Origin of the sequence: Oryzomonas sagensis (assembly GCF_008802355.1) — a bacterium.
Classification (GTDB): domain Bacteria; phylum Desulfobacterota; class Desulfuromonadia; order Geobacterales; family Pseudopelobacteraceae; genus Oryzomonas; species Oryzomonas sagensis.
In genome coordinates, this window is record NZ_VZRA01000003.1 from 468,415 (window position 1) to 487,778 (window position 19,364).

Below are 19,364 nucleotides of genomic sequence, written 5' to 3' on the forward strand. Positions count from 1 at the left end.
GTTATGCCACCATATTCACGATATCAGCGCATTTCAGAGGAGCCTCCATCTGCTCCCCATCCTCCATCCGCTTGAAAGCTGCCTTGCCTGAAGTAACCTCGTTCTCGCCGATAACCACGCTGTAACGCGCGCCCAGCTTATCGGCGCGTCGCATCTGGCTCTTCAGGCTCTTGCCTTCGTAATCCATCTCGACCCGCACCCCCGACCGCAGCAGTTCATGCATCAGCCGGAAGGCAAAATCACGCTCCCCGGCCCCCATGGTGGCAATGAACAGGTCCGGCTGGCGGGAAAAATCCTTGTCTCCCAGGAGCAGGGCCACACGTTCGAATCCGATGGCAAAGCCGATGCCGGGGATGGCCGGCCCGCCCAAGTCGGAGATCAGACCGTCGTAACGCCCGCCCGCCGCCACGGCCGATTGGGACCCCAACAGGCTGGTCACCAGTTCGAAGGTGGTGCGGGTATAGTAATCCAGGCCGCGGACCATGCGGGGGTTGATGTTGTAGGGGGTGGCGGTGGAGTCCAGGTAGCGTTTGACGCTGGCGAAGTGGTCGGAGCAATCGCCGCAGAGATGATCCAGCATGGAAGGCGCGCCGGCCGTGGCCTCGACGCAACCCGGCACCTTGCAATCCAGGGTGCGCAGCGGGTTGGTGGTGAAGCGCCGCTTGCAATCCTCGCAGAGACGGTCCAGACGCTCCTCAAGGAATGCCACCAGCGCCGCACGGTAAGCGGGCCGGCATTCGGGGCACCCCAGGGAGTTTATCTGCAGGGACGGTTCGTCCAGGCCGATCTCCCGGAAGAATTGAACCAGCATGTTCAGCACCTGGGCATCGGCCAGGGGAGCGTTGACGCCGGTGATCTCGGCGCCGATCTGGTGGAATTGGCGGTAGCGCCCTTTTTGCGGGCGTTCGTAACGGAACATGGGGCCCAAATAGTACAGCTTGGCCACGGGGTCCTGGGCATAGAGCTTGTGCTCGATAAAGGCCCGCATGACGCTGGCCGTTCCCTCGGGGCGCAAGGTAATGCTGTTATCCCCCTTGTCGGTAAAGGTGTACATCTCCTTTTCGACGATGTCCGTGGCGTCACCGATGGAGCGGCAGAACAGCTCGGTCTTCTCCATGATCGGCACGCGTATTTCGGAAAAACCGTTCAGTTCGAAAACGCGGCGCGCGGCCCGTTCTATATACTGCCATCGCTCCGATTCTGTCGGAAGGATGTCGTTAAATCCTTTGATTGCCGTAATGGACATGGGTATCCTCGGTTTAGTGAGATAAACGTATGATGAAAATGGTTCAGGAAGTGAATGAAAAATGGCTGACGCAGTTCTTGCCGCTGGACTTGCTGGAGTACATGGCCTTGTCGGCCATTTCCAGAAGTTCATACTTGGACAGGGTATCATCGGGGCAACAGGCGTAACCGATGCTACAGGTCAGGCGGATATTGTAGCCTTCCGGTGCAAGGAATACATGGGATTCGATCCGTTTCCGAATACGTTCGGCCACCAGGAGGGCGATATCGCATCCGGTCTCCACCAAAATGATCGTGAACTCGTCGCCGCCGTAACGGATCACCACATCGACCTCACGCACCGTTTTTTGCGTCAGGGCGCCCATTTCCCGCAGCACCTGACTTCCGACCAGATGGCCATAGGTGTCGTTGACGCTCTTGAAGGAGTCGATATCAAGAAACAGAACGGCAAGATGCGACGAGTAGCGCTCGACCCGTTTCAACTCCTGATTGAGGGCGACCTCCAGGTAGCGGTGGTTGAACAGGCCGCTCAGGTCGTCGATGAAGAGCATGTCTTTGGCCCGGGAATAGGTTTCGGCATTCTCGAAGGCCTGTGAAGACTGCTCCAGGAGGAAAAGGATGTTTTTCCGCTCACGTTGGATATCGGGCAGCCGATGTCCCGGTTCATTGAACAGTACGATTACCCCGTGGAGCATTCCCCGGTTGCAGACATATATCAGGCAGGCCTCCTCGATCTCATTGTCGGCCTCGCCAGGAAGCGCGAGCATGTCGATCTGGTGGCTTGTCGGCAGTTTTTCGGGGAGCGCGGCCTGGACAATCGTGCGGTAATGCTCGGCGCTATCGGAGGTAAGCCCGCGCATCTCTTTCAGTTCAAGCTGATTGTCGGCCTGAAAAAAACCAAGATAGCGGCCAACGCCGACCTCGCGCGCCACCGCCTCGACCATGAGATGGTAGATCCGCTCCAACTCAAGGCAGCTGGCGATGGTCTGGCTGACTTGAAACAGGCTCACCATCTTCTTGAGCTCTTCGTTTTCGTTCAAAAGCCTGCGCTGCTGTATGCACAGGGCGACGGAGTGACGAAACTCGTCGGGATTGACCGGCTTGAGCAGATAATCCCGTGCGCCGTGTTTCAGGGCAAAAATGGCCGATTCCAGGTCGGTGTTGCCGGTCACCATGATAACGTCGATATCGGGGGTGGAGCCCTTGACGCGGGACAGTACCTCCATGCCGTCAACCTCCGGCATGATCAGGTCGGTGATCACCAGATCGTAGTGTTTCCCGGCAAGCATCTCGAACCCTTCGCCGCCGCCGCAGGCGCAATCCACGTCATACCCTTCCTTCTGCAACAAGTCGGAGAAGGTCTCGCGAAAGAAACGGTCGTCTTCTATAATAAGGATTCTTTCCATGAAGTGGGCCCGTGGATGCGTAAAATGCTGTTAGTATCTCTTTACCGCATTTACGCAAGCCATGTCAAATTGCTTTATCCTGTTGCGGCACAATTACTCCGTACCATAGGGGGCTTTTACGCTCCACCCGTCGCCGTCGCTGGTCAATTCTATGGTGCCGTCCCGGTCCGTACGCCAGGCATGGATGCCGCGCCGCCCCAGGCGATCCAGAGTCTGCCGGGCCGGCAGTCCGAAACTGTTGCCCCGCCCGGCCGAGATCAGGGCCACGGATGGTGAGACCTTGTCGAGCAGCATCTCCGACGTGGAGTAGCGGCTGCCGTGATGTCCCGCTTTGAGTACGGTGGAGGCAAAATTGCCCTTGTCCGCCAGCATTCGCTCCTCGGCAGGGAAACCGGCATCGCCGGTGAAGAGCATGCTGAACGAGCGAAAACGGAGTCGAAAAACCAACGACTCATCGTTCATTCCCATCTCGTCATCGGACGGCCGCCGGGTAAGAGCGCCGCGCGGCGGAGAGAGCACCGTCAGTTCGATGCCGTCGCCAAAGACGAATGTATCGCCGGCGGCCAGACGTCGGCTCGGAACGCCCCGCTCGGCCAGAACTGCCTGCAACTGCTCGTACTGGGCGCCGACGCCGCCCTGAACCGGTTCCCAGAATTCACGCACCGGAAAGGTGCGGACAATGAACGGCATGCCGCCCATATGGTCGGGGTGACTGTGGGTCAACACCAAACGGTCGATTCTGCGCACGCCGAGCTTCCACAGGGCTGGCCCCAGGGTCTGGCGGCCAAAGTCACGGCCGTTGTCGTACAGATACCCTCCCCCATCCACCAACATGGTCTCGCCGTTGGGAGAACGGACCAGGAGCGACTCCCCCTGCCCCACGCTGAACATGGTGATGTGCAGACGTCCGTCAGCCGCGGCAGGGGTGTTCAGGTGCGCCACAACCGCCACCAGGGGGGGCAAGGCACAGAGTGCGAACGCCCTTCGGGAACGGTGCAGGAAGGTGACCAACACCATGAAGCAGATAAAACATGCCATGTCCAGACGGGTAATGCCGTGAAAGGAAAAGAGCGGAAGCCGTGCGAACAAAGCCACCAGCCAGTTGGAGAGCGCCGTGAGTTGCGCCGCACACCACATGAGCACCCGGGCCGCGGGCGGGAAGAGATAGACGAACGGCAGGGCGCTGGAGCCGGTCAGCACCGCGCCATAGCCAAGGATCGGTACAATCAGAAAATTTGAGACAATGCCGTTGAGCGAGGCTTGATCGAAATAGAATAAAACCGGGACCATGGTGGCGCACGACGCAGCGCAGGATACGGCGACAAACTGCAGGAGGTTACGCTGCCAGCCCCTCGTCACTCCTCCGAGGCGCTCCATGACCGGCGGGACGGCGATGACGATGCCCCACAGGGCCAGGAAAGAGAGCTGGAAGGAAAGATCGAACAGGCATGGCGGCGTAAGCACGACCAGGAGAAAGGCTGCCAGCAGCAAGGCATTGAGCGGATCGGTTTCACGTTCGGCATGGAGCGCCAGGACAAAGGCGGCCAACATGATGACCGAGCGGGAGGTAGCAGGTGCCGCGCCGGACAGGAAGAGATAGGCCAGCATGACCGGCAGTGCGATCAGCAGCGCCATACGACGCAGGTCGAAACGGAGTGCCAGGCATTCGGAACGGGCTGCCAGGGACAGGACTGCCGTGACCATGAACCAGGCAACGATGCCCACATGAAACCCGGATATGGAGAGGATGTGGTTTACGCCAGCCCGCGTGTAGGCATCGTTCAGGTCGTCGGGGATACCTTTCTGGTCGCCGATCAGGAGGGCTATGAGAACCGATGACCGCTCCCGGTCCGGGACCGCAATCCTGATGAAATCGCCGAGACGGCGCGCAATGAGATCCATACGCCGCAGGAGCGAATCTTCGGCGGCGGCGCGAATCAGGATGATCCCGTCCGGTGTCGCGACCCGCCCCGTAGCCGCCACCTCCCGATAGGCCAGGTAACGCGCATAGTCGAATTCCCCCGGAAGCCCGAGCCGATGCGGCAGTGCGATTCGCGCGGCGCACCGGACCCGGTCGCCCCGTGCCAGGGTGACGTCCCCCCCATCGAGAGAAACCATCAATCTGCCACAGGCAGGGACCGTGGTGCCACCTTCCCTGCAAACCCCTTCAGCCCGCAGCACAAAACTGCTCCCACGGGAGGTGGCCGTTGGCCGTGAATCTATGACCCCCTCCACAATGGCCGGGGTGCGTGCGGCAAAATTGCGTATATCGCTTGCCGGGACGGCAGGAGTTGTGTAAGGCCCCAGGGCATGGAGCCCCAAGGCAAAGAAAAAGGCTGTAGTGCAGAGGAGATATACAATGGGTGTTTTTATCAGACAACTGAGCAGCAAACAGCAGAAAACAGCGGCCAGGAGGCTGAACGGCACGGCCATAGCCCGGCTATCCGCCAGGCAGAGGCCGGCAGCCATCGCCCAGAAGGGTATCAGCAGCGGATGGCGCCGGAGCATGGAGGGGGGACAGTAGGTGGGCGGTAACACATCGGTTCATCTCCAGAGAGAATTTCCGGCACCCATGACAATAACCGCAGGGATCACTGTCAAAACGATACCAGAATACCGCAAGAGATACAATATTATGCCGCCCACTTGAAAACATCGCGATTGGATGGTAGATATGTAAAAGGGAATACTACCGGTGCGAAGAAAGTCCCGAGGATCCATGATCCCTGATCAGCCTCATTCCACAAAATCGATGTTCTTGGCTGCCGCCGAGCCGGGGCGTTCCTGCCGGAGTGCCGAGATCAGCCAGCGACGTCGGCTTACCTCGACCGAAGCCATTACCACGGCCAACCTGCATTGTATCGAATCCGGCAGCGTCAGCCAGATGGCCGCTATCCAGTTCGACGCTTCCATGACGTTCGGCTGGTTCCATGAGTTGTTCCCCGCTTCTGAACCGTTTTTCGGCCAACCGTTCAAGATAGGCACAGCCCGGAAAATGGAGACCATCGGACGACCGAACTTTATCATGAAACCGTATAACCCGTTTGAACTGTCGCAGATCTTACCGAGCACATCAGAACCACCCCCCGGAGCGAAACGAACGGAGACCTTTCATGAATGAACACATTCTGATTGTCGATGACGAGGAAATGATCAGAGAACTGCTCGCCTCGGCGCTTCTCCAGGAAGGCTATGTCTGCCATCTGGCATCCAATGTGGATGAGGCGTTCGCCATTCTGAGCGAACATCCGATTGTTCTGGTTATCTCCGACATCATGATGCCGGGCAGAAGCGGCGTCGATCTGCTGAGGGACATCAAAAAGGTCGATGCCGACATTGCGGTCCTGATGGTCACGGGGCTCTCCGATATGAACACCGCCCTGGAGTGCATCCACCTCGGCGCGGACGACTATATATCCAAGCCGTTCAGCATCAACCGCGTGTTCCTGACGGTCAAAAACCTCATAGAAAAACGCAATCTTGCCATAGAAAGGAAAAACTACCAGATCAGCCTTGAGTTCAAGGTCTTGGAACAGACCGAGCAAATCCGCCGCACCATGAATGAGTTGCACAAGGCTTACGACCATACCCTGACCGCCCTGGTCAGGGCGCTGGACGCCCGGGAAAAGGAGGTCGGCTCCCATTCGGAGCGCGTGATGAACTACACCTCACTCATGGCCGCCAAGCTGGGAATTCATGGAAACGATCTCGAGCAGTTGGCCAAGGGGGCTCTGCTGCACGACATCGGCAAGATCGGCATATCGGACAATATCCTGCTCAAACCGGGTCCTCTGGATGACGGCGAATGGGTAGAAATGCGCCGCCATCCAGAGGTGGGATATGCCATTTTATCCGAGATCGGTTTTCTGAAAGGTCCGGCAGAGGTTATCCTCACCCATCACGAGCGTTTTGACGGCACCGGGTATCCCAAGGGGCTCAAGGGTGAGCAGATTCCTATCGGTTCGCGGATTTTTGCCGTGGTGGACACGCTGGATGCCATGACTTCAGACCGTCCCTACCGCAAGGCGCTCCCGTTCGATGCCGTGAGCAGCGAGGTGCGCACCTACCGCGGCAGCCAGTTCGACCCCGACATTGCCGACCTCTTCCTCTCCTTGACCCGCAGCCAGTGGGAAGAATGCGCCGGCAAAAAGTTCATCTGATTCCATGATATTTTACGAAAAGAGGGGGACGGCACGAGCCATCCCCCTCTTTTTACCTCTATCACCGAGCGCTCTTGCTCAGTCGTCCTCCCAGTCGTCCAGGTCATCGTCGTCCCGGTCGTCCTGGGCATCATCCTCACCATAGACATCCTCATCCAGATCGTCCCCATCCTCCTGGCCTCCGGACCGGTAAGAGTCAACCGCCAGAGGGCGCGCGTCGTCTTTTTCGGAGATACGTTCAAAACGCATCAGCAGTTCACCGTTGGTGCAGAAACGGCCTTGCTTATAATCGCACCGTTCCCGTTCGCACAGGTCGAACAACTGGATTTCGCTGCACAGCCGCTGTACCGGCTTCCCCGCTACATTTTCTTCGATGTCGTCTTTGCCGGGCACGACCCGTCCTCCCTTGTTTCTATACGTTTACTTTATGCGTGACCGTTCAGGAACTCGCCGGCCTTTTCCACATCTTCGCGGCTCCCGATGTAAACCGGGGCGCGCTGGTCCAGGCCATCCGGCACGATGTCCAGGATAGGAATCTTTCCGTTGGTGGCCGCTCCGCCGGCCTGTTCGATGAGATACGCCATCGGGTTGAGTTCGAAAAGCAGACGCAGCTTGCCGTTGGGGCTGTCCGTGAGGGCCGGGTACATGAATATCCCCTTCCCTTTCATCATCACTTGATTGATATCCGGCACAAAACCGCCGGAATAACGCAATTTCGAGCCTTTATCCTCCAGGTGGCGGATGAACCGCTCATTCTCTTCCGTATATTTTTTGCGCAGGCCGCCCGGGGCGTAGATATCCCCGCTCGGTTTCATCTGCACATCCTCCTTGGTCAGGGTGAACTCCATCAACTGGTTCATGGTGAATTCGTAGACCCCTTTGCCGATGGAGTAAACCAGCGAAACCCGAGGCCCGTAGAGGATATACATGGCGCCGACCATCTTTCGCCCCGGCTGGAGCAGGTCGCACCCCTGGTAGATGCCGACAATGGTTCCCACGGCCAGATTCACATCCACCAGCGACGAGCCGTCCAGGGGATCGTACGCCACCGAAAACATCCCCTGGGGATTACTGGTGACCTGATAAATCTCTTCCATCTCCTCGGAAGCGATGTTGCACACCACGCCGGAATGGATCAGACGCTTGCGCATGATGCGATCGGAGAGCACATCCAGGGCCAACTGCTCTTCGCCATAGAGGTTCGAGGTCCCTGCAACGCCCAGATCGCCGGTGCGCACCGCATTGATGACGTATTTGCTTGCCTCGGCGATTTCGCAGATCAGATGAACCAAGTTGTCGCTGATGTTCTGTTCGCGCAAATGCGCGCGCAGATCTATCTGGAATTTGGTTTTTCCTGGTTCGCTGGGCATTGCCGACCTCCGCTTTGAGTCACGTTTATTTGAATGTTGCAACGTTGGAACCATACTGTAAATAGCCGTTTTTAGCAATACTAAAAGCCTGTCGAACCGGGCCCTGGCGGCAAAAAAAAACCAGGGAAAGAGCCGAAGTGATGAAAAAAACAAGCGTATGATGAGGCGATGAGGCAAACACAATTGATGCGGCGGCACGAACGCCCCCCAGTGGCGATGAACCGGAGAGTTACAACGATGAAATGTAGGTAACCAGGGCATCCATGAAAAAAACGACGAACAGGCTGAACATGACCCCCTTGGTGGCGACCTGGGGGATCTCGGTGACGCTCCGGTCAACGCTGAGGCCGAAGCAACAGCAGGTGGCCGAGGTGCAGAGGCCGAAGAGCACGCTCTTGAGAAGAGGGACCACAACCTCTTTAACCCCGAGTGCCGTCAGAATTCCCTGGATGAACTGCTCATACGGGACGTGCCAGCCCACGGAGGCGATCAGAAAGCTCCCGATAAACGCCGTCAGGACAAAATAGACGGTCAGGATGACCATCGAAATGGTCACTCCTGCGATGCGAGGAAAAATCAGGTAGTGTTCGCTGGGAATCCCCATCATCTCCAGAGATTCGATTTCGCCGTTGATCTTCATGGCGCCGAGCTCGGCGGCGATTGCCGTTCCGCTTCGGGCAATGACGACGATGGCGGTCAAGAGCGGCGCCAGTTCCCGCAGCACGACCCACACCAAAATTTTTCCGGTCAGAAAACCGTTATCCCCCACCAGACTGACCACCTGAGTAATAATGACGGTGCCCAGGATCAGAGCGATGGTCATGATGATGCCCGAGGCCTCCAGGCCGGTGAAATAGATCTGCTTCAGGAAGACCGCACGGGTTGCGGCTCGTCCCTCGAAGGATAGAGTGTTCTTGCCCGCCCGCCCAAGGGTGAGAAAAATATCCGCAACGATGGAACAACGTATGACGGCCCAGCGGCCCAGTGCGGTGAACATGAACGGCGACTCCGAAGTCAAAGCGCGAAAACGGCGCCATCATGGAGGAGTTCAATCTCCTCCATGGCAAGGTTTTCGAGCTCCCTGCGGATGGTATCACGGTGTTGGGGTTTGGGATGGGTGATCAGGATACGGCGGGGCAGGTTTCTGATCTTCTTCAGTTCGGCGCGCAGCAGAGACGAGGTCAGATGTTTGGTCGTCAGCGCCAAAGCCTCCATGCTGTCGGGGAAGGAAACCTCGACGATCAGGGCATCGATGCCGTCCACGCAACGCCAGAACTCCTCGGTCGGGCCGGTATCGCCGGTATATGCCAGCGTTTTCCCACCGTGACTGACACGATAACCGACCGCAGGGACCGTGTGATCAACGGCAACGGCGCGTATATCGTAATTTGAGACAACGGAAACCGCTCCGGCCTCAAGGGGCTGAAAGGAGATAACCGGGGTGTCCCGGTCCGGCAAGCTGGTGAAGTCGGGCCAGATCACGCCGTTGAAGAGATGCTCCCGCATGGCGGCGATGACAGCGGGGATGGCGTGGACAAAAACGGTCTGGCGCAGGTTTTGTACGATGATATTGTCGGCCAGGGCCGGAATGGCGCGGATATGATCGAGATGGGCGTGGGTGATGAAGATATGCCGGATGCCCCACTGTTCCTCAGCCGTCAGCACCGAGCCGATGGTGCCCGCATCCAGCAGCAGATGGTCATCGACCAGAAAGGCCGGTGGTCTGAAGCCGGGAAATTCCGCCCCGGCACTCCCCAATACCCGTAATTTCATGTATCCCCTCTCCGCGTGGCCCTGTTCCTACGCCAGAAAACCGTTGGGCCGCATTCTGTATCATTGCTGCCCTCCGCGTCAAGCCCGGGCGATAGCTTCCCCACGCATATTGTATCAACATATCTGCGGGAGTAAATTGGCAGATATCATTTAATTCCTCAGGAACGGAGTGAGCCGCAGCATTTTGAAATTGCCAGGCCCCCCGGAATCGACTTTCCGGAGGGCCTGGCAATGGTTGGTTTGGCGGGCGGGATGACGGCCTAATCATCGCTCCGCTGCTTGACCGCTTCCAAGCGGCTCGCGGTAAGCTGATCGATCCTCTGGGACAGGATCGATTCAACCAGGGCAAAGCAGAATGAAATCACCGCATAGAGTGCCGTGACGGCAGCCAATCGCTCGGGCTGCCCAAGATTTGGGCAGGTTTTCATGGCAACGACCAGCGCAACGGCACAAAGCGCACAGGCCACATGGCGGATAACCCAGCCATTCTCCTGTCTTTGCAGCATGAGGAGCTTTTCCCGATCATCCTCTTTCGCGTATTCCCTGAACCGCAGCCAGTCGAAGCCGATGCGGGGGATCATGCAGAATGTGACCATGGTAAGCAATGTCATCATAAGGGCCGTTAGCGTCGACATCATGGTAAATCTCCATCGTATGGTCTTGGTGCTGCTTGAATCGAAACTTTTGACTGTGTTGCAAAATTCTGCCCAACCTGCTTCAGGTGTACAATTTTTTAAAACAAAGCTCAAAACCGTGCTATTACAGCTTGTTACATATGGCCTTTCAGTTCACTGCATAAATCCATCTCCACGTGTGGGGGCTTATTGCGCAAAATGGACGACAAATGTGCGCATACAATGGTCATATAGCGCATATTATTAAAAAGCATACTCGGCTGATGCCTCTATGCTGGCGACAAAACAGAATTTCTCCTGATGAAATACACAGATTAATAACGTTATTTAACCGACTTGTAGCTCGGCAACATACCGGCCACGTGCGCATGCGGATGGAATAAACGGGACACGATTCAGGGGCATCCTGATGGGGCCGGAGAGGCTGGGGGGCTGGGCAGAGGTACCCGGCCCTGCTCACCGGCAGAAGAAAGCAGGATCAGATCAAATGCTAAGGGGTATTTTTTTTGTCCAGCGGCTTATGCTGCATATGAAGAACCACCAGGAAAAAGGGGAATATTCCCGATATTACCCCCCAGAGAAACGGATTTTTGCCGCGCCTTCGAGCCATATAGAAACCGACGGCGGCAGGCAAGCCGAACAGCAACAACAGGAAGGCCAGTTCGCTCATTTTTTCCTCGCAAATAATGGGCTATTATTTTACAACTATAGCACTCGCCAGCCGCTTTTCAATCCGGGCGCCACGGCTGTTTTCCGGATGAAGCCTGGCCGGGCGGGACCACAACAAAACCGGGAGGTGATACACGATGGCAACCTGGAAATGTGTCTGCGGATTTACCAAGGAAGGGCGTTGCAAACCCCAAAAGTGCGAAAAATGCGGAGAAAAGGGAAAGTTTGTCAAGGCTGAGTAGCCGGCATCCCCCGGGGGGCTCCAAACGAGCGGGCCGCCCCGGGCTCCGGCCTGCTCTCGCGCTACATCCCCATCGGAGATATGCTTCATCAACCAGTCGGCGCCCGGTTTTTCGATAAAATCAGATAGTTTATTGGCTACTTATTTCGATATTACCCTTTCCAATGGGAGAGCATAAGATCCCAGAAGGCGGCGGCGGCCGGCGAGAGTTCCCTGCCGTCCCGCCGGGCGGCATAGAATGTCCTGGAAATATTCAGCCCCGGGATTCTGACCGTGGTCAGTTGCCCATGGTTAAGTTCTTCCGCAATGACCATGCTGGAAATGAAGGCATAACCGATGCCGTTCAGGATAGCGCGCTTGATGGCTTCACTACTGCCGAGCACCGCGACGATGCGCAACGACTCCTTGTTGATCCAGGTTCCGGCAAAGGCGTCATAGACCGCTTTTTGCGTTCCCGATCCCTGTTCGCGGACGATCAGCGGCACCTTGCACAATTCGGCCTGGCTGAGGCTGTGCTTGCTCTTTGCAGCGATATCGGAAGTAACGGCGCACACAATGGTGTCTTCGCCCAAGGCTTCGAAATGAATCCGCTCGTCATTGAAACGCCCGCCGATAAACCCCAGTTCGACCTCCTCGTTGACCAGTTGCTCAATGACCGACGTACTGTCCCCCTGCAACACCTCCAACCGGACGCGGGGGTATTGTTTGTGGAATTGGTCAAGGAGCGCCGGGATCAGACAGGTTCCGGGGGTGTTGCTCGCACCGACGCGCAGCACCACATCCTCCATGCCGACGAAGCGACGCACCGCCGAGCGGGACTCGTCGCATTCGGCCAGGATCTTCCGGGCACGCCCCACGAGCAGCTTGCCCGCCTCGGTCAGAAGGGCGCCCCCCCTGCCCCGGTCGAAGAGCCTGATGCCCAACTCCTCCTCCAGGCCCTGGATATGCTGGCTGGCGGTTGATTGGGTAATGCAGGTCTTGTCGGCCCCCCGGGAAAAGCTGCGGGTTTCGGCAACGGCAACAAACACCTCGAGTTGTTTTAAGGTCATGGAAAATCACCTCTATTTGCAATTGCGATAGCGATAATCGGTAATCTACAAAATACCGGTGTGCGTTTCAAGATAAATTACTGGTATCCAGCATAAATTCTGGGAGGGAACGCCCCGCCTTGACGCCGTCAGTCCAACAGGGTATCTTCTTCACCAGCACATCATTTGGCGCAGGTAAAAACAACCAATGGAGCCCCACATGTCTCAAACCGATCTGACCTGGAACACCGCCCTGCTCTACCCCGCACCGGATTCGCCCGAACTGGAAAGCGACCTGGCCTCCTTCGACGCCTTGGCCGCTGCCTTCCGCGAGCGGTATTTTGAAAAGATAGCCGGTCTGGACAGCGCCGCCATCCTGGCGGCCGTTCAGGAGTACGAGGCCTTGCAGGTGCGCATGGCCAAGCCGTTTTGTTACGCCCACCTGCTCTTTGCCGCGGATTCGGCCGACGAAGCCAACCGCGCCCTGGCGCAGCGCTGTTCCGAGCTTGGGAGCAGCCTGTCGCAGCAACTGTTGTTCTTCGATCTGGAATTGATGCACCTGGACGACCGGAGTTTCGAATCCCTCTGCAACCTGCCGGAGGCGGCCCCCTACGTTCACTTCCTGACCGGCATCCGCAAATTCCGCCCCTACAGCCTCAAGGAAAACGAAGAACGGCTCCTGACCCGCAAGGACCTGACCGGGGTGAACGCCTTCACCAAGCTGTTCGACGAGTTGTCGGCATCCTTCAGCTACCGGATGGAACTGGACGGCGAGGAGCGTGATTTCACCGGCGAGGAATTGCTCTCGCTGCTGCACCACCCGTCTGCGGATGTGCGCTTCCGGGCCCAGACCACCTTTTTGGAGCGCCACGCCGAGCACGGCATCGTCTTCAACGCGGTGTTCAACAACATGGCCCTGGACCACGGCCAGGAGATGGAACTGCGCGGCTATGCCGCGCCGATCCAGCCCACCAACATCGGCAACGAGATTCCGGACGAGGCGGTGGAACACCTGATGAGCGTGACCGAGGCCAACTACGGTCTCGCCCAGGACTATTTCCGTCTCAAGGCCAAGATGCTCGGCATGGATAAAATCCGCAACTGCGACATGTACGCCCCGGTGGCTGAAGCGGAGAAGCAGTACGGTTTTGACGAGGCCCGCGCCATGGTGGTTTCGTCCTACGCCCAGTACGACCCGGATTTCGGGCGCATCGTCGGGGCATTTTTCGACGAACGCCGCGTGGATGTGCTGCCGCGTACCGGAAAATCGGGCGGGGCCTTTGCCATGGGCATTTCGCCCCAATCCCCGCCGTTTCTCCTGCTCAACTATACCGGCACCCTGCGCGATCTGGCCACCATCGCCCACGAGGCCGGCCACGGCCTGCATTTCGTCCTGTCCCAAAAGCAGAACATGCTCAACTACCACGCCCCGCTGCCCCTGGCCGAAACCGCGTCGGTATTCGGCGAAATGCTGTTGACCCGCATGCTGCTTGAAAAGGAAACCGATCCGGCGGTGCGCACATCCCTGTTGTGCGCCAAGATCGAGGACATCATCGCCACCACCTTCCGCCAGACCGTGCTGACCCGCTTCGAACTGCGCCTGCATAACGAGCGGCAGGCCGGCCTGCTTTCCAACGACCGTATCGCGGAAATCTGGCTGGAGGAGAACAACCGGCTGTTCGGCGATGCCGTGGAGTCCATCCCCGCCTACCGCTGGGGGTGGAGTTATATCAGCCATTTTATCCACAGCCGTTTTTACTGCTATTCCTACACTTTTGCCGAGCTGTTGGTTCTGGCGCTGTTCCAGAAATACCGCGAAGATGGTGACGCTTTCAAACCGGGCTACCGCCGTCTGCTGGAGTCGGGGGGGGCGCTGCCGCCGGCCGACACGGCCCGCCTGGCGGGGATCGACATTACCGCGGGGGATTTCTGGCAGAAGGGGTATGACGTCCTGAAGGACTTGATTGAAGAGTTGCGAGAGATCGTCTGATTCATGGACCGTGTTGCAGAAGCAGGTTGTCGGGCAGCGCTCTGAGTCGGTTGCCATACAAGGCGCACGCGCAGGAGAAAACAGAGGCGTACCAAGAGGTACGCCTCTGTTGTTGAACAACGGGCAGCAACGCCGCAGACTGCCCCAGGAGTGGCTTTCAACAGGAGATGTACCGTATGCAAACCGACATCGTCACGGAAGTTCTGGTCCTTTTTCTGATCATGGCAACAGGCTACTACGCCCGCCGCAGAAGGTTCATAGACGCGGCCGCCAACCGGGCCATCACCGAACTGATTCTCAATGTGACCCTTCCACTGATGATCCTGGTTTCCTTTACCTTTGACTTCAACCGGCAGATGCTTTCCACCGCCATGAAACTCCTCATGGTCTCCTTTGCCCTGCATGTGGCTCTCTATCTCATCAGCGGCTTGTTTTTTCGGCGCCATCCCCAGGAAACGCGCAGCGTGCTGCGTTTTATGACCATATTTTCCAACAGCGCCTTCATGGGGTATCCGGTGCTGCAAAGCCTGTACGGAAAGATCGGCATCTTCTACGCCTCAATCTTTGGCGTCCCCTTCACCATCGCCCTCTGGAGCCTGGGAGTAATGCTGTTTACCGGGGAAAAGGGGCCGCAGGCGTTCAAAAAGGCGCTCATCAATCCGGGGGTTCTGGCGGTTGCCGCCGGGCTGGTCATCTTCATCGGCTCCATCAAACTCCCCACGCCCCTGCTCAAGGCCTGCGAACTGGTGGGGGCTACCACCACTCCCCTGTCCATGATCGTCGTCGGCGCATCCCTGGCCGATACGCGGCTGCGCGATCTCTTCTCCGGCCTGGCGATCTACTACGGCAGTGCGGTACGCCTTTTGATCGTACCGCTTCTGGTCCTGGCGGTCCTGTCGCTTTTGGGAATCAAGGGGATGGTCCTGGGGATTTGCGTCGTGAGCATGGCAATGCCTGCGGCGGCCAACACCGCCATGTTCGCCGAAAAATTCGATGGCGACACCCAACTCGCATCACGATGCATATTCCTGTCCACGGCGCTTTCGCTGCTTACTATCCCGTTGGTAATCGCCATACTCCAAGTTGCGCTTGGAGAAAAGACCATGAATCTGCATTTGTGGTGATGTGGGCGTGCCGGATGGCAACGCCTCTGTTGGAAGTGAAAACGGGATGAATCTTACACCGTTCCGGTTGGGACGCGGCAGGCGGGACTCTTTACACCCGGAACCTGCTCGCCAGGGTTTTCAGTTCGATCGCCGAACTCGTCAGCCCCGATGCCGATTGGTCGGTATCCCTGGTGCCGTGGGAAACCGTGTCGATGACGTCGCTGATCGCCCTGATGTTGTTTCTGACCCCGGCGGTGGTGGCTGATTGTTCCTCGATTGCGGTTGCAATCTGGGCAACGCTGTCGGTCAGGACCTCGATGTGGGACTTGATGTCGGATATGGCTTGGCTGGAAAGCTGGACCCCCTGTTCGCCGTTTTTGACGCTCCGAGAACTCTGCCCCATGGAATCGACGACGTTCCTGACGTCGTTCTGCAGCACGGCGATGATCTTCTGAATTTCCTGCGTTGCCGTTGTCGTGCGTACCGCCAGGCTTCTGACTTCATCCGCCACCACGGCAAACCCACGCCCCTGTTCGCCGGCGCGGGCCGCCTCGATGGCCGCGTTCAAGGCCAGCAGGTTGGTCTGGTCCGCAATATCCTCGATCGTACCCACGATCTCACCGATCTGGTGGGAATTGTTGCCCAACGACTCAACGGCACGGGTCGTGTCGCTCACTAACGAGCCGATCTCCGTCATCATCCGGGACATGGCATCGATGGTCCGCTCGCCATCCTGGGTGGATTCCTTTGTCTCCGTCGCTTTACTGGACATCAATTGGCAATTTCGGGCAATATCCGAACTGACCGACGTCAGGTCTTCCACCGCATTCACCACCGAGGCCGACTGCCCCACCGCCTGTTCGGCGCCGGCCGCCATCCCCTCGGAGGTCCGGCGCAGATCGCCAGCCGCCTTGTTTAACCCTTCCGAAGTGGATTGAATCGCGGAAATCATCGAGCGCATATTTTGCTGCAACTCGCCTATGGTTTTGATAATAAGGCTGATTTCATTATTGCGCTTGGCGGCAATATTCTGGGACAAATCGCCGTTGGCCATGGTTTGAAGGTAGGCAATAACCCGGTCGATGGAACTTCCGATGCCCAGGATATTCAGTAAGCCGAAGAAAGCTCCCAGAACGATAAAGAGCCCCAACGCCCCCCAACGTACCGTCCAGGAGTCGGAACGGGCCAGAACGGTCAATGCGATCATGCAGATGCTGTAGCAGAAACAGAGCAGGGCAATTCGCATCTTGATGGAGAGGCGGAAATAATAATCCTGAAGAGCATTCATAGACGTCTTCTCTCTTAGCTTTTATTTTTTATCATGTTTACACCAAAACTGTATGATATTCAACAGTATTTTCAATATGTTAAAAAAAATTCATGCAATCGCGTAACGAGAGTATGCCTCCTGGACGTACACCGCAATATGAAGGAAATTTGATGGCCGACACGGCCGCAGGCGGAGTTATGAATGACTCATCCTGAGATAATCGAAATGTTTGTTGAACAGCTCGATTCCCTCACGGCGCGGGATCAGGTGGATATGGGCGTGCAGAATGGATTGGCCGGCGACCGGGCCGCAGTTCACGCCGATGTTGAACCCCTGGACGGTGGAGTCATACCGCATGACCTGATCCCTGAGTGCAAGCAATAGCTGTTGCGCGTCGAAACGTTCCTCGTCGGTCATGGTGAAGTAATCAAGGGTGTGGCGACGGGTGACGACGAGCAGGTGTCCTTGGGTGACCGGATAGAGGTCTTCAATGGCAAAGACCGTCCCCTGCTCCATCAGGATGCGGTGCTGTATTTCATCGGAACAGAATGGGCATTTTTTCGCAAATCCCAGCATATGTGATCTATCGCACCTTCAGAACGATCTTGCCCCGCGTATGGCCGTTTTGGCTCAACTCCTGGGCACGTCGCGCTTCGGCGAGGGGCAGTACCGCCTCCACCATGACCCTGAGCTTTCCCGAATCCACCAGCTTGGCGAGCGCCGACAACTCCGCCGCATCGGGCTGGATAAAGACAAACTCCGCGCGCACGCCGTGGGCCACCGCCTCTTCCTGCGACGGGGGGCTGACGATGGAGACCATGACGCCCCCTTGCTTCACCACGTTCCAGGAACGGGTTTGGGTCTCTCCGCCTATGGTGTCGAAGACCACGTCGACATCCCGGACCTTGTCCTCAAAGCGTACGTTCTGATAGGCGATGACCTCGTCGGCGCCCAGCTCGCGCAGGTAGTCGTGATTGCGTTCGGAAGCGGTGGCGATGACATGGGCGCCCTTCCATTTCGCCAACTGTACGGCATAGGTTCCCACCCCTCCTGCCGCCCCATGGATGAGTATGGCCTGCCCGGCTGAGAGTTTGGCGGCGGCAAAGAGCGACTTGCACGCCGTCAGACCGGCAAGGGGGATGGCGGCAGCGTGCAGGTGGTCGATGGATTGCGGCTTGAACGCCGCCTCATTCTCCCTGATGACGATGAACTCGGCATACGCGCCGTCCCGCTCGATATCCGGGCGGCTGAACACCTCATCCCCCACCTTGAAACGGACCACCTCCGGGCCCACCGCCTCCACCGTCCCGGACAAATCCCAGCCCATGATTAAGGGCAGGCGGCTATTGAGCATCCCCTTGAGGTACCCCTCGCGGATTTTCCAGTCCACGGGGTTGACCGCGGCGGCATGAACGCGAACCAGGATTTCGTCCTTTCCCGGCTGCGGCAATGGCGCATCTTCATACACAAGTGCCTCGGGGCCGCCGTATGCGTGAATGCGCACCGCTTTCATGGTTTTCATATTTTTCTTCCCCCATTCGCGAAAATTTCACCATCCGACTGGCGGAAAACTTACCTGCCCTCTTTGAAAATCTCCGAGAAGAACAGCTTCATCGCCTCCCACGATCGTTTGTCGGCCTTTTCGTTGTAGGCGGCACCTTTGCTGTTGTCGTTTCCGGCTTCGGGATTGGTAAAGCTGTGTACCGCATTGGCATAGCTGATGAACTGCCAGTCCACCCTGGCTGCGCGCAACTCCTGCTGAAAGGCGGCGACCTCATCCGCCTTGACGAAGGGATCATCGGCGCCATGCATCGCCAGGATCTTGGCCTTAATGTTCCTGGCATCCTCGGGCCTGGGCGTAGCCAGACCGCCATGGAAGCTGGCGACGCCTTTCAGGTCGGCGCCATCACGGGCCAGTTCCAGCACGGTCGTGCCGCCAAAGCAATACCCGATGGCGGCAAGGCGTTTCTGATCAACCAACTTCTGGCTTTTCAAAACCTCCAACCCGGCCCGGGCGCGGGCACGCATCAAAGGCCGGTCATCCTTGTAGATGGCGGCGACCTTGGCGGCATCGGCGGGAGTTGCTGGGCGCACCCCCTTGCCGTAAATGTCGGCCGCAAAGGCCACATACCCCAGTTTTGCCAGCATCTCGGCCCGTTTCTTCACATAAGGGCCAAGCCCGGTCCACTCATGCACCACCAGCACCCCGGGGCGTTTACCGGCCTTGGCGTTGTCCCAGGCCAGGTATCCCTCCAGCACGGTGTCTCCCTGCTTGTATTCTATGACCTTGGTCTTGACGGCAGCCTCGGCAGAGGCTGCACAACCGACGAGAGCCGCTGCGACTATGATCTGTTTCCACATGGTTATTCTCCTTAACGGCATTGATTATCGATGGTTCGCTCTTATTATATACCATGCGGCGGCTTGGTCAATTGCCGTGCTTTCCCAGCTTGGCGCCCGGTCTGGCCATA

General features: G+C 57.7%; 20 protein-coding genes. 6 read left to right on the forward strand and 14 right to left on the reverse strand.

The window, feature by feature from the left end:
- Position 1: 1 nt before the first annotated feature.
- From hisS to F6V30_RS12965, 3 genes are all read right to left on the reverse strand, one after another.
- Positions 2 to 1,246, reverse strand: a complete 1,245-nt coding sequence (gene hisS / locus F6V30_RS12955) for a histidine--tRNA ligase (RefSeq protein ID WP_151157361.1) — start codon at positions 1,244 to 1,246, stop codon at positions 2 to 4.
- A 43-nt stretch (positions 1,247 to 1,289) separates the two neighbouring features.
- On the reverse strand, positions 1,290 to 2,651 hold the full coding sequence (locus F6V30_RS12960; RefSeq protein ID WP_151157362.1) for a GGDEF domain-containing response regulator: 1,362 nt from the start codon (positions 2,649 to 2,651) through the stop codon (positions 1,290 to 1,292).
- A 93-nt stretch (positions 2,652 to 2,744) separates the two neighbouring features.
- Complete coding sequence (locus F6V30_RS12965; RefSeq protein WP_246163530.1) at positions 2,745 to 5,084, reverse strand: DNA internalization-related competence protein ComEC/Rec2; 2,340 nt, start codon at positions 5,082 to 5,084, stop codon at positions 2,745 to 2,747.
- Between F6V30_RS12965 and F6V30_RS17130 the strand changes: the two genes are divergently transcribed.
- The 3 genes from F6V30_RS17130 (at position 5,011) to F6V30_RS12975 (ending at position 6,811) form a co-directional block, all read left to right on the forward strand.
- Entirely contained in the window at positions 5,011 to 5,175 is a 165-nt protein-coding gene (locus tag F6V30_RS17130; protein ID WP_191965688.1) for a hypothetical protein, read from the forward strand. The genes F6V30_RS12965 and F6V30_RS17130 overlap by 74 nt on opposite strands.
- Before the next feature lie 195 nt (positions 5,176 to 5,370).
- Complete coding sequence (locus F6V30_RS12970; protein WP_151157364.1) at positions 5,371 to 5,772, forward strand: hypothetical protein; 402 nt, start codon at positions 5,371 to 5,373, stop codon at positions 5,770 to 5,772.
- Positions 5,765 to 6,811, forward strand: a complete 1,047-nt coding sequence (locus F6V30_RS12975) for an HD-GYP domain-containing protein (protein ID WP_151157365.1) — start codon at positions 5,765 to 5,767, stop codon at positions 6,809 to 6,811. The genes F6V30_RS12970 and F6V30_RS12975 overlap by 8 nt, the downstream gene beginning before the upstream one ends.
- A gap of 78 nt (positions 6,812 to 6,889) precedes the next feature.
- Here the strand turns inward: F6V30_RS12975 and F6V30_RS12980 are convergent, their stop codons facing one another.
- The 6 genes from F6V30_RS12980 to F6V30_RS13005 form a co-directional block, all read right to left on the reverse strand.
- Positions 6,890 to 7,204 (reverse strand): hypothetical protein, encoded by a 315-nt coding sequence (locus tag F6V30_RS12980; RefSeq protein ID WP_246163499.1) that lies wholly within the window; start codon positions 7,202 to 7,204, stop codon positions 6,890 to 6,892.
- A 32-nt stretch (positions 7,205 to 7,236) separates the two neighbouring features.
- Positions 7,237 to 8,181 (reverse strand): class 1 fructose-bisphosphatase, encoded by a 945-nt coding sequence (locus F6V30_RS12985; protein WP_149305736.1) that lies wholly within the window; start codon positions 8,179 to 8,181, stop codon positions 7,237 to 7,239.
- Between the two features lie 229 nt (positions 8,182 to 8,410).
- Positions 8,411 to 9,178 (reverse strand): ABC transporter permease, encoded by a 768-nt coding sequence (locus F6V30_RS12990; protein ID WP_151157366.1) that lies wholly within the window; start codon positions 9,176 to 9,178, stop codon positions 8,411 to 8,413.
- 17 nt (positions 9,179 to 9,195) lie between these two features.
- Positions 9,196 to 9,954, reverse strand: coding sequence for a 3',5'-cyclic-nucleotide phosphodiesterase (locus F6V30_RS12995; protein WP_151157367.1), 759 nt, complete (start codon positions 9,952 to 9,954; stop codon positions 9,196 to 9,198).
- 260 nt (positions 9,955 to 10,214) lie between these two features.
- Complete coding sequence (locus tag F6V30_RS13000) at positions 10,215 to 10,592, reverse strand: hypothetical protein (RefSeq protein WP_151157368.1); 378 nt, start codon at positions 10,590 to 10,592, stop codon at positions 10,215 to 10,217.
- Positions 10,593 to 11,079: 487 nt separating this feature from the next.
- Entirely contained in the window at positions 11,080 to 11,259 is a 180-nt protein-coding gene (locus tag F6V30_RS13005; RefSeq protein WP_151157369.1) for a YrzE family protein, read from the reverse strand.
- 136 nt (positions 11,260 to 11,395) lie between these two features.
- Between F6V30_RS13005 and F6V30_RS17495 the strand changes: the two genes are divergently transcribed.
- Positions 11,396 to 11,500 (forward strand): RCKP-type rubredoxin-like domain-containing protein, encoded by a 105-nt coding sequence (locus F6V30_RS17495; RefSeq protein WP_149305731.1) that lies wholly within the window; start codon positions 11,396 to 11,398, stop codon positions 11,498 to 11,500.
- A 151-nt stretch (positions 11,501 to 11,651) separates the two neighbouring features.
- Here F6V30_RS17495 and F6V30_RS13015 read toward each other — a convergent pair whose 3' ends face one another.
- Entirely contained in the window at positions 11,652 to 12,548 is an 897-nt protein-coding gene (locus F6V30_RS13015) for a selenium metabolism-associated LysR family transcriptional regulator (RefSeq protein ID WP_151157370.1), read from the reverse strand.
- Between the two features lie 199 nt (positions 12,549 to 12,747).
- Between F6V30_RS13015 and F6V30_RS13020 the strand changes: the two genes are divergently transcribed.
- Both F6V30_RS13020 and F6V30_RS13025 read left to right on the forward strand, forming a co-directional pair.
- Positions 12,748 to 14,517 (forward strand): M3 family oligoendopeptidase, encoded by a 1,770-nt coding sequence (locus F6V30_RS13020; protein ID WP_151157371.1) that lies wholly within the window; start codon positions 12,748 to 12,750, stop codon positions 14,515 to 14,517.
- Between the two features lie 176 nt (positions 14,518 to 14,693).
- Complete coding sequence (locus tag F6V30_RS13025) at positions 14,694 to 15,641, forward strand: AEC family transporter (RefSeq protein ID WP_151157372.1); 948 nt, start codon at positions 14,694 to 14,696, stop codon at positions 15,639 to 15,641.
- A gap of 91 nt (positions 15,642 to 15,732) precedes the next feature.
- Here the strand turns inward: F6V30_RS13025 and F6V30_RS13030 are convergent, their stop codons facing one another.
- From F6V30_RS13030 to F6V30_RS13045, 4 genes are all read right to left on the reverse strand, one after another.
- The gene (locus tag F6V30_RS13030; RefSeq protein WP_151157373.1) at positions 15,733 to 16,911 is read right to left on the reverse strand and encodes a methyl-accepting chemotaxis protein; all 1,179 of its coding nucleotides are present in this window, start codon (positions 16,909 to 16,911) and stop codon (positions 15,733 to 15,735) included.
- Positions 16,912 to 17,088: 177 nt separating this feature from the next.
- Positions 17,089 to 17,469 (reverse strand): HIT family protein, encoded by a 381-nt coding sequence (locus F6V30_RS13035; RefSeq protein WP_151157374.1) that lies wholly within the window; start codon positions 17,467 to 17,469, stop codon positions 17,089 to 17,091.
- A gap of 7 nt (positions 17,470 to 17,476) precedes the next feature.
- A complete protein-coding gene (locus tag F6V30_RS13040; protein ID WP_246163503.1) occupies positions 17,477 to 18,415 on the reverse strand; it encodes an NADP-dependent oxidoreductase in 939 nt (312 codons plus the stop codon).
- Between the two features lie 50 nt (positions 18,416 to 18,465).
- On the reverse strand, positions 18,466 to 19,254 hold the full coding sequence (locus tag F6V30_RS13045) for a dienelactone hydrolase family protein (RefSeq protein ID WP_151157375.1): 789 nt from the start codon (positions 19,252 to 19,254) through the stop codon (positions 18,466 to 18,468).
- Positions 19,255 to 19,364: the final 110 nt, after the last annotated feature.

What these genes read in the sequence shown, in the direction of transcription:
- F6V30_RS12960 (WP_151157362.1), bottom strand. Translation starts at nt 2,651, where the DNA reads ATGGAAAGAATCCTTATTATAGAAGACGACCGTTTCTTTCGCGAGACC.
- F6V30_RS13040 (WP_246163503.1), bottom strand. Translation starts at nt 18,415, where the DNA reads ATGAAAACCATGAAAGCGGTGCGCATTCACGCATACGGCGGCCCCGAG.
- hisS (WP_151157361.1), bottom strand. Translation starts at nt 1,246, where the DNA reads ATGTCCATTACGGCAATCAAAGGATTTAACGACATCCTTCCGACAGAA.
- F6V30_RS13025 (WP_151157372.1), top strand. Translation starts at nt 14,694, where the DNA reads ATGCAAACCGACATCGTCACGGAAGTTCTGGTCCTTTTTCTGATCATG.
- F6V30_RS13045 (WP_151157375.1), bottom strand. Translation starts at nt 19,254, where the DNA reads ATGTGGAAACAGATCATAGTCGCAGCGGCTCTCGTCGGTTGTGCAGCC.
- F6V30_RS12995 (WP_151157367.1), bottom strand. Translation starts at nt 9,954, where the DNA reads ATGAAATTACGGGTATTGGGGAGTGCCGGGGCGGAATTTCCCGGCTTC.
- F6V30_RS13000 (WP_151157368.1), bottom strand. Translation starts at nt 10,592, where the DNA reads ATGATGTCGACGCTAACGGCCCTTATGATGACATTGCTTACCATGGTC.
- F6V30_RS12970 (WP_151157364.1), top strand. Translation starts at nt 5,371, where the DNA reads ATGATCCCTGATCAGCCTCATTCCACAAAATCGATGTTCTTGGCTGCC.
- F6V30_RS17130 (WP_191965688.1), top strand. Translation starts at nt 5,011, where the DNA reads ATGGGTGTTTTTATCAGACAACTGAGCAGCAAACAGCAGAAAACAGCG.
- F6V30_RS12975 (WP_151157365.1), top strand. Translation starts at nt 5,765, where the DNA reads ATGAATGAACACATTCTGATTGTCGATGACGAGGAAATGATCAGAGAA.
- F6V30_RS13035 (WP_151157374.1), bottom strand. Translation starts at nt 17,469, where the DNA reads ATGCTGGGATTTGCGAAAAAATGCCCATTCTGTTCCGATGAAATACAG.
- F6V30_RS13020 (WP_151157371.1), top strand. Translation starts at nt 12,748, where the DNA reads ATGTCTCAAACCGATCTGACCTGGAACACCGCCCTGCTCTACCCCGCA.
- F6V30_RS13030 (WP_151157373.1), bottom strand. Translation starts at nt 16,911, where the DNA reads ATGAATGCTCTTCAGGATTATTATTTCCGCCTCTCCATCAAGATGCGA.
- F6V30_RS13005 (WP_151157369.1), bottom strand. Translation starts at nt 11,259, where the DNA reads ATGAGCGAACTGGCCTTCCTGTTGTTGCTGTTCGGCTTGCCTGCCGCC.
- F6V30_RS12990 (WP_151157366.1), bottom strand. Translation starts at nt 9,178, where the DNA reads ATGTTCACCGCACTGGGCCGCTGGGCCGTCATACGTTGTTCCATCGTT.
- F6V30_RS12965 (WP_246163530.1), bottom strand. Translation starts at nt 5,084, where the DNA reads ATGGCCGTGCCGTTCAGCCTCCTGGCCGCTGTTTTCTGCTGTTTGCTG.
- F6V30_RS13015 (WP_151157370.1), bottom strand. Translation starts at nt 12,548, where the DNA reads ATGACCTTAAAACAACTCGAGGTGTTTGTTGCCGTTGCCGAAACCCGC.
- F6V30_RS12985 (WP_149305736.1), bottom strand. Translation starts at nt 8,181, where the DNA reads ATGCCCAGCGAACCAGGAAAAACCAAATTCCAGATAGATCTGCGCGCG.
- F6V30_RS17495 (WP_149305731.1), top strand. Translation starts at nt 11,396, where the DNA reads ATGGCAACCTGGAAATGTGTCTGCGGATTTACCAAGGAAGGGCGTTGC.